At 74.2% G+C, this 12838-nt stretch carries 12 protein-coding genes; 11 read left to right on the plus strand and 1 reads right to left on the minus strand.

Annotated features, from left to right (window positions below; genetic code table 11):
- Position 1 precedes the first annotated feature (1 nt).
- The 6 genes from Q5425_RS33650 to acpS are packed head-to-tail and all read left to right on the plus strand — an operon-like array spanning position 2 to position 4963.
- The gene (locus Q5425_RS33650; RefSeq protein WP_308676386.1) at positions 2–865 is read left to right on the plus strand and encodes a hypothetical protein; all 864 of its coding nucleotides are present in this window, start codon (positions 2–4) and stop codon (positions 863–865) included.
- Positions 865–1812: a 3-oxoacyl-[acyl-carrier-protein] synthase III C-terminal domain-containing protein gene (locus tag Q5425_RS33655; protein WP_308676387.1), complete on the plus strand. Its 948-nt coding sequence runs from the start codon at positions 865–867 to the stop codon at positions 1810–1812. The genes Q5425_RS33650 and Q5425_RS33655 overlap by 1 nt, the downstream gene beginning before the upstream one ends.
- Positions 1809–2417, plus strand: coding sequence for an acyl-CoA dehydrogenase family protein (locus Q5425_RS33660; protein ID WP_308676388.1), 609 nt, complete (start codon positions 1809–1811; stop codon positions 2415–2417). Before Q5425_RS33655 ends, Q5425_RS33660 begins: the two co-directional genes overlap by 4 nt.
- Complete coding sequence (locus Q5425_RS33665) at positions 2414–3553, plus strand: acyl-CoA dehydrogenase (protein WP_308676389.1); 1140 nt, start codon at positions 2414–2416, stop codon at positions 3551–3553. Before Q5425_RS33660 ends, Q5425_RS33665 begins: the two co-directional genes overlap by 4 nt.
- On the plus strand, positions 3546–4307 hold the full coding sequence (locus tag Q5425_RS33670) for a hypothetical protein (protein ID WP_308676390.1): 762 nt from the start codon (positions 3546–3548) through the stop codon (positions 4305–4307). The genes Q5425_RS33665 and Q5425_RS33670 overlap by 8 nt, the downstream gene beginning before the upstream one ends.
- Positions 4304–4963: a holo-ACP synthase gene (acpS, locus tag Q5425_RS33675; protein WP_308676391.1), complete on the plus strand. Its 660-nt coding sequence runs from the start codon at positions 4304–4306 to the stop codon at positions 4961–4963. Before Q5425_RS33670 ends, acpS begins: the two co-directional genes overlap by 4 nt.
- A 171-nt stretch (positions 4964–5134) precedes the next feature.
- Here acpS and Q5425_RS33680 read toward each other — a convergent pair whose 3' ends face one another.
- Complete coding sequence (locus tag Q5425_RS33680) at positions 5135–6130, minus strand: LuxR C-terminal-related transcriptional regulator (RefSeq protein WP_308676392.1); 996 nt, start codon at positions 6128–6130, stop codon at positions 5135–5137.
- Positions 6131–6318: 188 nt separating this feature from the next.
- Between Q5425_RS33680 and Q5425_RS33685 the strand changes: the two genes are divergently transcribed.
- From Q5425_RS33685 to Q5425_RS33705, 5 genes are all read left to right on the plus strand, one after another.
- Complete coding sequence (locus tag Q5425_RS33685) at positions 6319–6591, plus strand: phosphopantetheine-binding protein (RefSeq protein ID WP_308676393.1); 273 nt, start codon at positions 6319–6321, stop codon at positions 6589–6591.
- A complete protein-coding gene (locus tag Q5425_RS33690; protein WP_308676394.1) occupies positions 6584–8134 on the plus strand; it encodes an acyl-CoA ligase (AMP-forming), exosortase A system-associated in 1551 nt (516 codons plus the stop codon). The genes Q5425_RS33685 and Q5425_RS33690 overlap by 8 nt, the downstream gene beginning before the upstream one ends.
- 88 nt (positions 8135–8222) lie before the next feature.
- Positions 8223–9062, plus strand: a complete 840-nt coding sequence (locus Q5425_RS33695) for an ABC transporter ATP-binding protein (protein ID WP_308676395.1) — start codon at positions 8223–8225, stop codon at positions 9060–9062.
- Positions 9046–9807, plus strand: coding sequence for an ABC transporter permease (locus Q5425_RS33700; protein ID WP_308676396.1), 762 nt, complete (start codon positions 9046–9048; stop codon positions 9805–9807). The genes Q5425_RS33695 and Q5425_RS33700 overlap by 17 nt, the downstream gene beginning before the upstream one ends.
- A 29-nt stretch (positions 9808–9836) precedes the next feature.
- Complete coding sequence (locus tag Q5425_RS33705) at positions 9837–12830, plus strand: beta-ketoacyl synthase N-terminal-like domain-containing protein (RefSeq protein ID WP_308676397.1); 2994 nt, start codon at positions 9837–9839, stop codon at positions 12828–12830.
- Positions 12831–12838 lie beyond the last annotated feature (8 nt).

Here is a 12838-nt window from a genome sequence, read left to right on the forward strand (position 1 = left end):
CATGTCCCTCCAAACGCTCGCGCCGCCGGGCCGGGCCGCGGTACCCCCGCGCCCGGCCGGGGTGCACCTGACCGGCGTGACGCACCGGGTGTTCACCGAGCGCGCCAAGCCGGTGTTCGGGATGCGCCCGGAACTGGCCCGGCTCATGGTCGAGACCTTCGGCGCCGCCGCCGACCAGGAGGACTTCCTGGCCCGCACCGGCAACGGGTTCATCGAAATGACCGAGGCCCTCCTGGAAGACGTGGGGGCTCCGCTACCGCCGCTGGACGCGGTGGTGCTCGCCTACCATTCGCCCGACCTGTACCACTCCGAAGTCGCCGGCTGCTACCTCGCCGGACGTCTGCCCGGCAACCCGGCCCCGTGCTCGGTCGCCGGGCCGGGACCGGGTGCGGCGTTCACCGCGCTGCGCCTGCTGGACGGCATGTGCCGGCTCGGCGAGGCGGCCTCGGCGGCGCTGCTGGTCTTCGACCAGAACGCGGTGCTGTGGGACAGCGGCCACCCGGCCACGCACCGGCCCGACGCCGCGGTGCTGCTGCGGGCCGGCGCCACCGGCGACGTCGCCGTGACCGAGCTGGAGGAGGTGCGGCTCGGCGGGACCGGGCCGCACACCGCCACCCTCGCCCTGGCCGACGTGCTCTACCGGCACCCGGGCGTGGCGGTGCTGGCCGGCGCGGGACTCGCCCAGCGGCTCGCGGGCACCCCGTACGCCGGCCGCGTCGAAGCGGTCCCGGACCTGTGGTGCACCGGCGTGTGGGCGGGCCTCGCCCGTCGCTGGCCGCTGGCGGAACCGGTGCTGCTGGCCGATTTCGAGCCCGCGGGCGGCACGTTCTGCAGCTGCCTGCTCGTTCCGGGGAGGGAGAACTGATGGACACGGGGCTGTCCCGGGTCGCCGTGCGGCTGCCCGGCCGCGTCGAGGCCGTCGACGACGTGCTCGTGCGGTCGGGCGCCAAACCGCTGGAGCGGCGCATGTTCGGCCGCATCTACGGCCTGCGCGACAGCCCGGTGCTCGCGCCGGGCGAGCGGATGGCGGACCACCTGGCCGAGGCCGGGCGGGGCGCACTCGGCGGCGGGACGGCGAGCCTCGTGCTCTACGGCCACACGCTGCTCATCGCCGAGCTGGACCTGTGCGGCACGTTCCCGGACCGGCTGCGCGACGCGCTCGGCCTGCCGGGAGTCCCGTTCTTCGGGGTGTCGCACGTGAACTGCACGTCGGTGCTGCGCTCGGTCGAACTGGCCCGGCGCTACCTGGCCCGGCCCGGTGCCGGGCCGGCGGACCGCGTGCTCGTCCTCGGCGGCGACCAGGGCAGCGCGAGCGACCGCGGCCGCTACATCCCGGGCACGACCATCGCGGGTGACACCGCGACGGCGCTCGTGGTGTCCCGCGGCCCGTCGCGCTACCGCTACCTCGGCGGCGCGAGCGCCCGCGACCCGCGGTTCCACCGCAGCCTGCGCATGACCAAGGAGGAGTTCGCGCTCTTCGGCAAGGTGTGCTGCGAGCAGGCGGTGGCGGTCGTGGGCGCCGCGGCCCGGGACGCCGGCCTCAGTCTGTCCGATGTGGACTGGGTGCTGCCGGACCTGTCCAACCGCATGTTCTGGCGCACCTTCAGCGGGCTCTCCGGGTTCCCGATGGACCGGATCCCCCTGGAGCTGGTCGCCGAGCGCGGGCACAACTTCGGGGTCGACTCCCTGCTCGCCCTGCAGCACGCCGACGCGGCCGGACGGCTGCGCCCCGGTGAGCGCTGCGCCCTGGTCTCCGTGGGCCAGGGCGCCTACTTCCAGTCGGTGATCGTCGAGGTCGTGGAGGAGAAGTGACCACCAGCCTGCTCGAATGCGAGCGGACCGCACGCAGTGACGGCCTCGCCGCCGGACTCGCGCGGGCCCTGCCCGCCACCCCGGCCGACCGGCTGGCCCCCGGCCGGTACGCGGCCGTGCCCGCCGGTGCCGTGCCCGAAGGCGCCGAAGTGCGCACGCACAGCCTGGCCGACCGCGAGGACATCGTTTTCCTCGCCTGCCCGGGCCGTCCACGCGAAGAGCGTGACGCCCACGAGCTGGCCGACTTCGGCCGGCACCTGGCCGCCGTTCGGCTGGGGGTGCTGCGCTCGGTGCTCGACCACGTCGTCGAGCACCTGTCGCAGCGCACCTCCGGCGACGAACCGCTGATCCGCAAGCAGCTGATCGCCGGCGCGATCGGCGACGTGATGGCCGCGGTGGAACGCCTGCGCGCCCAGGTGCGCTCGCAGCGGCACCCGGCCGCCGTCGCCGACGTGCACCGCGAGCTGGACGAACTGGGCTGGCGGGTGGCCCAGCACCTCGGGGCCTCGGGCTTCCTGGCCACCTCACCCGCGCGGTCGCTCTACGTCTCGGCACTGGTGGCCGGCACCTGGGTGGACCGGGAACCGGAAGGAGAACCGGCATGATCGAGCTGAGCGAACGGGTCCGCGCGGTCCGCGACCTGAGCCGGGAGGCGGCCGCGGACCTGCGGTCGCGGGCCCTGGCCATCGACACCGACCCGGACGCGATGGAGGAGCACTACGGCTCGCCCGTGTTCGAGATGGTGCGGCAGGCCGACACCCCGCCGCAGTACCGCGAGTCCCTGCCGTCGACGCCGCTGCTGCGGGCGATGGAGCGCGGCTCGTGCCTGGAGAACGTGGCCGGGCTGATCGAGCTGGCCCGCGGCGACGTCGGCGCGATCCTGGCCTGCCCGTCACCCGGGCTGGCCGGGGTGTTCGTCGAGCTGCTCGGCACGCCCGAGCAGCAGGAGTGGTTCTTCACCCGGATGCACGGCGGCCGCCGCTGGTCGTTCTTCGCGATGACCGAGGAGAGCCGCGGCAACGACGCGACCGCGATGGAGACCCGCTTCGACCGCGACGGCGAGGGCTGGCGGCTCAACGGCGGCAAGTGCTACGTCGGCAACGCCGCCCGCGGCAGCGTCGGCGTGGTGTTCGGCCGCACCGGCCGCGGCGCGCTGTCGATCCGCGCGGCGCTGGTCGAGGTCCCGGCACCCGGCTGGCAGGGCGAGAAGCTCGACATGATCGGGCTGCGCGGCGCCTACATCAGCCGGTTGTCCTTTTCGGACGTCACCATCCCCGCGGGTCGGATGCTGGGCGACCACCTGCCGGTGACGCGGCGGGGGATCTTCGCCGCCATCACGACGTTCAACCACATGCGGGTGCGGATCGCCGCGTCCGCCGTGGGCACCGCGCTCGCGATGGTCGAGTACGTGCTGGAGCACCGCAAGAACGCCCCCGGCGGCCAGCTCGCCCTCGCCCGCGCCGAAGCGGGGCGCGAGCTGGTGTACGAGGCCGCGGCGCGGATCGACCGCGACCCCGAGCGCGGTTACCTCTCCAGCGCCGCGAAGCTCGGCGCGGTCGGTCTGGCGGTGGCCACGGCGCACTGGGCGTCGGCCGCGCTCGGCCCGGCCGGGCTCATCGAGCACCCGCTGCTGGAGAAGTGGACGCGGGACGTGCACGCGTTCGAATTCATGGAGGGCACGAGCAACATCCACCGCCTCCACGTGGCGCGCGGGTACCAGGCGGGAGACGCCGATGCCTGACCTCGGGATCGACACGATCGCGTTCGCCGCCGCCCGCCGCGAGGAGTACGTGCCGCTCGCGGCGCTGCCCGGAGCCGCCGACCTGGTGCCGCCGGAGCGGCTGGCCGCCGCCGGCATCCCGCTGTCCCGCCTGATGGTCCGGATCCCGGAGGACGACGACGTCGACGTCGCGGCGCAGGTGCTCGCCGCACTGGGGCCGCCCGCGCTGCCGCAGCCGTTGTTCTTCGTCCGGTCGGGGCCGCTTCGCGACCCGAACGTGGCGGCGCTGGCCGGGCTGGTGCACCGCAGCGGCTGGGCGGGCGAGGACGTCGGCCTCACACACCTCGACGAGCTCGGCGGCACCGCCGTCTTCGGGCTGCTGGAGTGGGCGGTCGAAACCGAGGCGACGGCGGTCGTCTGCGACGAGCCGCTGTTCGCCGACGAGGCGGCCGGCCACCCGCGGTTCGCCGCGGTCGGCGTCCGGCTGCGGCGCGGCGCTGGTTCCCCGCTGGCGGTTTCCGGTTGCGGCGAAGGCAAACCCGCGCTGACGGGTGACCACCGGTTCACCGGCCGCGGCCCGTGCGACGCGTGGCTGGCCTTTTGCGCGGCGCTGGCCGAAGGCGTGGTCACCGACGGCGAACGCGTCCTGCTGCACACGCGCGGCCCGCTGCGCGAGGGCTGGCTGTCGCTGCTCGCGGTGGACGTCGCCGCGCTGCGGCTGGTCCCCGCGTCGGTGGCGCCCACGGCGAGTTTGCTCGGGGGGCGGAGTGGATGAGGATCGGCGTGGACCTGATGTCGATCCCGCGGTTCGCGGAGGTCGCGGCGCACCACCGGTACCGGACGCTGGTCTTCACCCCGGTGGAGCTCGAGCAAGCCGCCCGGATGGGTGCCGAACGGTCCCTGGAACGGCTGGCCGGGCGGTTTTCCGTCAAGGAGGCCACCTGCAAGATGCTGGGCCGGGGGTTCGGCCAGGGGCTGCGCTGGCGTGACATCGAGGTCACCAACGACGACTGGGGAGCGCCGCTGGTGACCCTCGGCGGCGGCGCGGCGGAAATCGCGGAGGAAGCGGGCCTGGAGGAGATCGTGGTGACGTTGAGCCACCAGGCCGACCTGGTGGTCGCGGTCGCGGCGGCGGGGTGCGCCCGCCCGCCGCGCCCGTTCCGGCGCGCGGCCTCGCCTGCGGTGTCCGTTGTCCCGGCCCGCTTCGACGAACTGGCGGCACTGGCCGCCGACCTGTTCTCGGTTCCCGCCACCGAAGTGGCCGCTGCGGCATCGTTCGCGGGCGACCTGGGGGTCACGTCGGTGGTGGTGATCGAGCTGCTCGCCCGGATCGAGCACCGGTACGGCGTCCGGATCCCGGAGGCCGGCATCTACCGGATGACCGATCTCCGGCGCACCTACGGTGTGGTCGCCGCGGCGGCCGGCTGGTAGGGCGGGCAGAGAGGAGGGGCCTTCCGGCTTCGGAAGGCCCCTCTTCGTGTACCGGGCAAAGCGCCCCAATGTGGCGTTCGGTGCGTCCAGCGCACCCAATGTGGCGTTCGGTGCGTTGGACGCAACCAACGCCACATTGGGGCGCTCGGGGCACTTGGGGCGCTCGGTGGGTCAGGCGAGGGTGAACCGGGAAGCCGCTTGGACTCCCGCCTGGAACCGCGACACCGCGTCCAGGTTCTGCAGCATCGCGGCGATGTGACGGCGGCACGTGCGCACGGACATCCCCAGCCGCCGCGCCACCACCTCGTCGGTCAGCCCCTGGGCCATCAGCCGGGCGATCGTCTGCTGCAGGTCATGGGCGATCTCGCCGCTGTAGCCCTGGTCCTCGGCCGCGAACGGCGTTGCGCCGTCCCACAGCTGGTCGAACAGGCCGAGCAGGAAGCGCACCATCCCCTGGTCGCGCACCCGGCGGGCCGAGAGCTCGGTGACGTCCACCGTCACCGCCAGGGACCGGTCGAAGACCACCGCCGCCTGCGGGACGCGGCTGAGCGTGCGGATGCGGGCTCCGCGGCCGGCGAGCTGCGTCAGGCGGGCGCGGGCCGCGTAGCCGGCGCGGCTGCGGTGCGGGCACACCACCCGGACGCCGACGCCGTCGCCCAGCACCGAGTAGCAGGCGTCCAGCAGCTCGTCGACCAGGTCGTCGGCCGCCTCGCCCGGGTGCAGGACCACCAGCTCGTCCCGGCACACCTCGGCCGCCAGCTTGACCAGGCCGCGGATCTCGGCGATGCCTTCCAGCCGGTCGAGCGCGCCCGCGTGGCCGGTGACGCCGGCCGGGGCGCGGGTGATGCCGTCGATGCGTTCGCGGAGCCGGTCGGCCATCTCGCGCCGCTCGTACATCGCGCGTTCCAGCGGGGTGACGACCAGCTCCGCGGCCGCTTCCGGTTCGCGCGGGACGAGGCCGCCGTCGGCTTCGGTGCGCAGCAGGTGCAGCTCCACCAGCCGCACCGCGGCCGCGTGCACCGTGTCGGCGGGCAGGCCGAGGTGCGCCGCGGCGGTGGCGACGGACGGGATCCGGCCGCAGCGCGCCGCGTACCGGTACAGCTCGGCTTCCGGGTCGGGCTCGGGCAGGGAGAACGCCCCGGGCGGCGGGAGAGTGGCCGTCGACATCGTGCCTCCAAGGCGGATCCGCTGGGCTGCTGCGGTTTCCACCGTCGCAGCCGCTCTTCTCGGGGCACTCTCACGCCGCTCTCGCCGGGCGGTGGCCCGATGAGAGCGCGGTGATGGCCGGGTGAGCTCGCCCGGTGGTGTCCTCGGGAGGACACGGTTGACCGCCGAAAGCGAAACAGGGTGACGAAATGCCTGACCCCACACTCCCCATCCCGCCAGGGTTCCTCCAGGTCCTGATCGCGCACCTGCCCTACGCGCTCGGGGACGGGATCGACGAGGACGACGACCTCGCCGCGCTCGGGCTCGACTCGATGGGCGTCGTGCAGCTCGTCACCGACCTGGAGGAGACCTTCGGGTTCGAGCTGCCGGACGAGCTGCTCACCGAGGACACCTTCGCCACCGCGGGGAGCCTGTGGGCCGCCGTCGCGGAGTACGTCGTGCCGGAGCCCGCCGATGTCTGAGGCGGCCGCCCCGGTGCGGCTCGACCGGCTCCTCGCCCGCGGCGCGGACGGCGACCCGGCCCTGACCTACCAGGACCGGACGCTGACCTACGCCGAGCTCGCCGACGCCGTCGCGCGGGTCGCCACCGGTCTGCACCGCCTCGGCGTGCGCCGCGGGGACCGGGTGGCGGTGTACGCGGAGAAGCGCCTCGAGACCGTGGTCGCGCTGTTCGCGGCCGCCGCCGCGGGCGCGGTCCTGGTGCCGCTGAACCCGCTGTTCAAGGCCCGGCACGTCACCCACGTGGCCGCCGACTGCGCGCCGGTGGTGGTGCTGACGACCGCCCAGCGGCTGGCGACGGTCCGCGAGGCGGTCCCGGAGCGCACCCCGGTCGTCGTGTTCGGCTCGGCCGCGTGGGACGAGCTGGCCGCGGCCGAGCCGGTCGCGGTCCCGGGTGCCGCCGAGGTGATCGACCACGACCCGGCCGCCATCATGTACACCTCCGGCAGCACCGGCGGCCCCAAGGGTGTCGTGCTCTCCCACCGCAATCTGCTCGCCGGTGCCGAGAGCGTGGCGGGCTACCTCGGCCACACGCGCGACGACGTCGTGCTCGCCGCGCTGCCGCTGAGCTTCGACGCCGGGTTCAGCCAGCTCACCACGGCGTTCGCCGCCGGTGCGCACGTGGTGCTGGTGAACTACCTGCTGCCCCGGGAGATCGTGCGGCTGTGCGCCCGCCACGGCGTCACGGGCCTGACGTGCGTGCCGCCGTTGTGGCTGCAGCTGGTGACCCAGCAGTGGCCCGCCGAGGCGACCGCCCGGCTGCGCTACTTCGCCAACACCGGCGGCCGCATGCCCGGCGCCACGCTGACGCGGCTGCGCGAGCTCTTCCCGGCGGCGCAGCCGTTCCTGATGTACGGCCTCACCGAGGCGTTCCGCTCGACCTACCTCGACCCGGCCGAGGCCGGCCGCCGTCCCGGTTCGATCGGGAAGGCCATCCCCAACGCCGAAGTCCTCGTGCTGCGCCCCGACGGCTCGCCCTGCCACCCCGGCGAGCACGGCGAGCTGGTGCACCGCGGCGCGCTCGTGGCGCTCGGCTACTGGAACGACCCCGCGCGCACGGCGGAGCGCTTCCGTCCGGTCCCGGGCCCGGACGGCCTGGTGCGCCAGGAGATCGCCGTCTGGTCGGGCGACACCGTCTACCGCGACGAAGACGGGTTCCTGTACTTCGTCGGCCGGACCGACGAGATGATCAAGACGTCGGGTTACCGCGTCAGTCCCGCCGAGGTCGAAGAGGCCGCGTACGCGACTGGCCTGGTGGGGGAGGCGGCCGCGTTCGGTGTGCCGGACCCGGTGCTGGGCCACCGGATCGTGCTGGCGGTCGCCGGCACCGGGGGACCGGAACCGACGGCCGACGCGATCACCGGCGCGCTGGAGAAGGAACTGCCGGTGTACATGCTGCCGCGCCGGATCGAGGTGCTCCCGCGGCTGCCCCGGTCGGTCAACGGCAAGTTCGACCGCGTCGCCCTGCGCGACGCGCTGAGCGCGGTGCCCGCCGGCCGCGAATGACGGCAGTTTCCTGCCACCGCGGGAGCCCACCGCTCCCGCCGTCCCCGTGCGACAGTCCGAAAGCCGTGAATCGCAAGGAGCGATCCCTATGTTGCAAGCAATAGACCTCCGGAAACGCTACGACGAAGTGCAGGCCCTCGACGGCTTCAGCCTCGAGGTCGCCGCGGGCGAGATCGTCGGGCTGGTCGGCCACAACGGCGCCGGCAAGACCACTTTCGTCGAGATGGTGTCCGGGCTGCTGCGCCCGGACAGCGGAACGGTGCTCGTCGACGGCGAGTCGCCGACGCGCGCCCGTGGCCGCATCGGCATCTCCCCGCAGCACATCGCGCTGTACCGCCCGCTGACCGTGCGCGAGCACCTGGAGCTGTACGGCCGCCTCGCCGGCCTGCGCCGGGCCGCGCTGCGCACGGCGATCGACGACCTCACGGCCGCGCTGCGGCTGGAGGGTTTCCTGAACCGCACCTGCGGTCTGCTCTCGGGTGGCCAGCAGCGGCGGGCGCAGGCCGCGACGGCGCTGGTGCACCGGCCGGCGCTGCTGCTGCTGGACGAGCCGACCGCCGGTGCCGACCCCGAGACCCGTCAGGCGCTGCTCGACGTGGTCAAGCAACGAGCAGGCGAGGGAGCCGCAGTGGTCTACACCACCCACTACCTGACCGAACTGACCGACCTGCAGGCCACGATCGCGGTGGCGGCCGAGGGCCGGGTGATCGCGCGCGGCGGCGCCGACGAGCTGCTGTCCGGCCTGCCCGGCGAGGTCCGCGTGCGCACCGCCGACGACCAGCTGACCGTCTCGACCACCGACCCGACGGGCACGCTGCTGGAGCTGCTGCCCACCGTGTCGCGACCGGTCGAATCCGTCGAGCTGCGCAACCCCAGCCTGGACGACCTCTACCACTCCCTGGCGGTGACCGATGTCGACGCGCACTGACTCCCTCTACCGGGCCGGCGCCCTCGTCCGCTACAACGCGACCCTGCGCCTGCGCGACCCCTCGCAGCTGATCAGCTACCTGATCACGCCGATGATCTTCATGGTGCTTTTCCAGCCGCTGTACGTGAAGGCGCTGGGCACCGGTGCCGTCGAAGCCGTGACCGGGCAGCTGGTCATGTTCTCCGTGTTCGCCATGGCGATCGTGGGCAACGCGATCTTCGTCGAACGCGAGTGGCGCACGTGGGACCGGCTGCGCGCCAGCCGCGCCGCCCGTGCGGAACTGCTGATCGGCAAGGCCGTCCCGGTGTTCGTCGTGCTGCTGATCCAGCAGGGCGTGCTGATCATCTACGGCTGGCTCGTGGTCGGCATGCCGTTCCCGGTGTCGCCCGGCCTCGTGTTCGGGGCGATGTGCCTGTGGGGCTTCATGCTGCTGGCCATGGGGGCCGCACTGTCCACTGTGGTCCGCAGCCGCGGTGACCTGATCGTGGCCGTCGACCTCGGCGCGATCACCATCAGCTCGCTCGGCGGCTCGCTGCTGCCGGTGTCGCTGATGCCGTCGTGGGCGCAGGCGATCGCGCCGTTCTCCCCGGGCTACTGGGGGTTGTCGCTCATCCGCGCGGCCGTGGCGGGCAACGCCGAAGCGATGCTGCGCCCGGGCCTGATCGTGCTCGGGATCGGGATCGCCACCGGCGCGTTCGCCACCTACCGCCTCGCCCACGGCTGGGGCCGCAGCCACCTGCTCTGACCTGGCGGCTCCCCGAGAAAGGACCTGCTGTGACGGAACCGGCACACGAATCGGCCGTGGCGCTCGTCGGGATGGCGGGCCGGTTCCCCGGCGCCGCCGACGTCGAGCAGCTGCGCCGCAACCTCGCGGCCGGGGTGCCCGGCCTGCGGGAGCTGACCGACGCCGAACTCGCCGACGCGGGCGTGGACCCGGGCACCCCGGGCCACGTCCGCGTCGGCGGGCCGGTGGCCGGCGGCGTCGAGACGTTCGACGCCGCCGCCTTCGGGCTGAGCGCGCGTGAGGCGGAGACCCTGGAGCCGCACCACCGGCTGCTGCTGGAATGTTCGTGGGAAGCGCTGGAGCGGGCCGGGTACCGGCCGACCGATCCCGGCGTGCCCGTCGGGTTGTTCGCCGGCTGTGCGTACCCCGACTACTTGACGCACAACCTTCCCGGCCTCGCCGCGGAACCGGGTGGCAAGCCCCTGCTTTCCGCGGGCGTGGAGCGGGATTCGCTCACGTCGCTCGTGTCGTACAAGCTGGGCCTGCGCGGCCCGGCGATCACCGTGCAGACCTACTGCTCCACCTCGCTGGTCGCGGTGCACCTGGCGTGCCAGAGCCTGCTGACCTACGAGTGCGACCTGGCCCTGGCCGGCGGTGCGGCGCTGCCGCTGCCGCAGACCGGCGGCCACGTTCACTCGGACGGCGACATCCTTTCGCCGGACGGCCGGGTGCGTGCCCTCGACGCCGCCGCGAACGGCACCGTGATGGGGTCGGGCGCCGCCGTCGTCGCGCTGAAACGCCTGGAGGACGCCCTCGCCGACGGTGACGTCGTGCACGCGGTGATCCTCGGCTCCGCGGTCAACAACGACGGCCGTGACCGCGCGGGGTACCCCGCGCCCGGGGTCGCCGGGCAGGCCGCGGTGGTCGACACCGCGCTCGCCGTGGCCGGGGTGAAACCCGAGACGGTCGGGTACGTCGAGTGCCACGCCGTCGGCACGCCGCTGGGCGACTCGATCGAGCTGGCCGCGCTGAACCGGGTCTTCGGGGCCGGCCGCGCGGCGCCGTGCGTGCTGAGCTCGGTCAAGCCCAGCATCGGGCACCTCGACCGCGCCTCCGGCGTCACCTCGCTCATCAGGGCGGCGCTGAACCTGCGCGACGGCGTCCTGCCGGGCACCGCCGGGTTCCGCACCCCCAACCCGGCGCTCGGCGACCGCTTCACCGTGCTGCCCGCCGACCGCCCGTGGCCCGCGGACGGCACGCCGCGGCGCGCCGGTGTCAGCTCGTTCGGCGTCGGCGGGACGAACGCGCACGTCGTCCTCGAACAGCCACCGTCCCGGGAACCCCGGCCTTCGAGCGGCCTTTGCTTGCTGGCTTTTTCCGCCGGTGACGCTGCCGCGCTCGACGAGGTGACCTCGCGGCTGCGCGCCCACCTGGCCTCGCATCCGGACTCGAACCTCGCCGACGTCGCTTTCACCCTTCAGGTCTCGCGCGGGCACTTCGCGCTCCGCCGGGCCGTGGTGTGCCGGGACGTTCCGGACGCCGTGGTGGCGCTGGCCGACCCCGGCCGCTGGATCGACGGCGAGACGCGCCGCCGGGACCCGCGGTTCCGCCTGGTCGCGGGCACCGGCTCGGGCTGGGCCGCGACGGCCGCTTCCGTGCACCGCCTTCTCGCCGGGGACGACGTGCCCGCGCCGGCCCCCACGCGCGCCGGTGCGCTGTCGGCCTTGACGGCCGGGCTGACCCGGCTGGGGATCCGGCTGGACGAGAGCGCCCGTGACACGATCGACGTCGAGGGCGGCTCGGCCGACGAGTGGGTCCTCGCGACTTTGGCCCGGTTGTGGCTCGCGGGCTGCGCGGTGGATTGGCCGGCCCTGCACCGCGGTGCGGGCCGCCGGGTCGAGCTGCCGCCGTACCCGTTCCAGCGCAAGCGGTTCTGGGTCGATCCGGCTTCGGCCCCGCGTTCGGCTGCGTACGTTCCTTCGTGGCGGCTCGACCCGCAGCCGGTGACCGGCCTGGAGCGGCGGGTGCGGGCGGCGGGGCCGTGGCTGGTGTTCGCCGCCGATCCGGTCGGCGAGGCGCTGGCCGAGCGGATCACGCTGGCCGGTTCCGAAGTGACCACCGTGCGGCCGGGTCCTCGATTCGCCGCGCTCGACACCGGTGACTTCGTCGTGGGCCCGGGCGACTTGCCTGCGCTGCTGCGTTCGCTGGTCGTGGTCCCGCGAACGGTGGTGCACGGCTTCGCCCTGGGCGGTTCACCCGGGGACGTCGAGGTGGCGGCCGGGTTGTGGCCGGGGATGGTCACCCTGACGTCCGGCGCGGTCGGCGTCCTCGGCCCCGACTTGACCACCCCCGAACACGCGTCGCTCACGGCGCTGACCGCACGGCACGTCGACGTCGGCGCGGCTGCGGATGTCGACCAGGTCCTCGCGGCGGTGCTGCACCGGGAGACTTCGCTGGCGGTGCGCGGCGACCAGTCGTGGCGCCTGCACCACGAGCCGTGCGAGCTGACCGGGCACGCCGAAGCCGAGGTGCACCACGACGTCCCGGACCTGGGCGGCCGGCGGGGGATCCTCGTCGTCCGGCCGGATGCCGCCGGACGCGCGCTGGCGGCCCAGGCCCGCGTGGCCCGGCTCGCGGGGCGTGGCCGGTGGACCACGGTCGTGTCCACTTCGGACCCCGGACCGGAGGTCCTCGCCGCGGTGGCCGCCGCCGACCACCTGACGGAGGTCGTGCTCTCCGGCGTTCCGCTGGTTCGGCCGATCCAGGCCGGTGAGTCGGTGCAGACGTCGGCTTCGGTCCGGCCGCGGCCGGCGCTGGGCACGCCATTCGTCGAGCCGGAGCCGGGCCTCGAGCAGGAGGTGGCGGCCCGCTGGGCCGCCGCGCTGGGCTACGACGAGATCGGCGCGGACGACAACTTCTTCGAGCTGGGCGGCCGGTCCGCCGGCGCGGTCCGCATCGCCGCCTGCTGGAACCTCCCCGCGACGGCGGTCATGGAACTCCCCACGGTCCGGCTGCTCGCTGCCGGTATCGCCGAGCTGGGCTGACTGATGCC

Source organism: Amycolatopsis sp. A133 (assembly GCF_031082405.1).
GTDB lineage: Bacteria > Actinomycetota > Actinomycetes > Mycobacteriales > Pseudonocardiaceae > Amycolatopsis.

Coding starts and splice junctions, on each gene's coding strand:
- acpS (WP_308676391.1), top strand. CDS start 4,304: ATGAGGATCGGCGTGGACCTGATGTCGATCCCGCGGTTCGCGGAGGTC.
- Q5425_RS33700 (WP_308676396.1), top strand. CDS start 9,046: ATGTCGACGCGCACTGACTCCCTCTACCGGGCCGGCGCCCTCGTCCGC.
- Q5425_RS33665 (WP_308676389.1), top strand. CDS start 2,414: ATGATCGAGCTGAGCGAACGGGTCCGCGCGGTCCGCGACCTGAGCCGG.
- Q5425_RS33695 (WP_308676395.1), top strand. CDS start 8,223: ATGTTGCAAGCAATAGACCTCCGGAAACGCTACGACGAAGTGCAGGCC.
- Q5425_RS33685 (WP_308676393.1), top strand. CDS start 6,319: ATGCCTGACCCCACACTCCCCATCCCGCCAGGGTTCCTCCAGGTCCTG.
- Q5425_RS33680 (WP_308676392.1), bottom strand. CDS start 6,130: ATGTCGACGGCCACTCTCCCGCCGCCCGGGGCGTTCTCCCTGCCCGAG.
- Q5425_RS33650 (WP_308676386.1), top strand. CDS start 2: ATGTCCCTCCAAACGCTCGCGCCGCCGGGCCGGGCCGCGGTACCCCCG.
- Q5425_RS33655 (WP_308676387.1), top strand. CDS start 865: ATGGACACGGGGCTGTCCCGGGTCGCCGTGCGGCTGCCCGGCCGCGTC.
- Q5425_RS33670 (WP_308676390.1), top strand. CDS start 3,546: ATGCCTGACCTCGGGATCGACACGATCGCGTTCGCCGCCGCCCGCCGC.
- Q5425_RS33690 (WP_308676394.1), top strand. CDS start 6,584: ATGTCTGAGGCGGCCGCCCCGGTGCGGCTCGACCGGCTCCTCGCCCGC.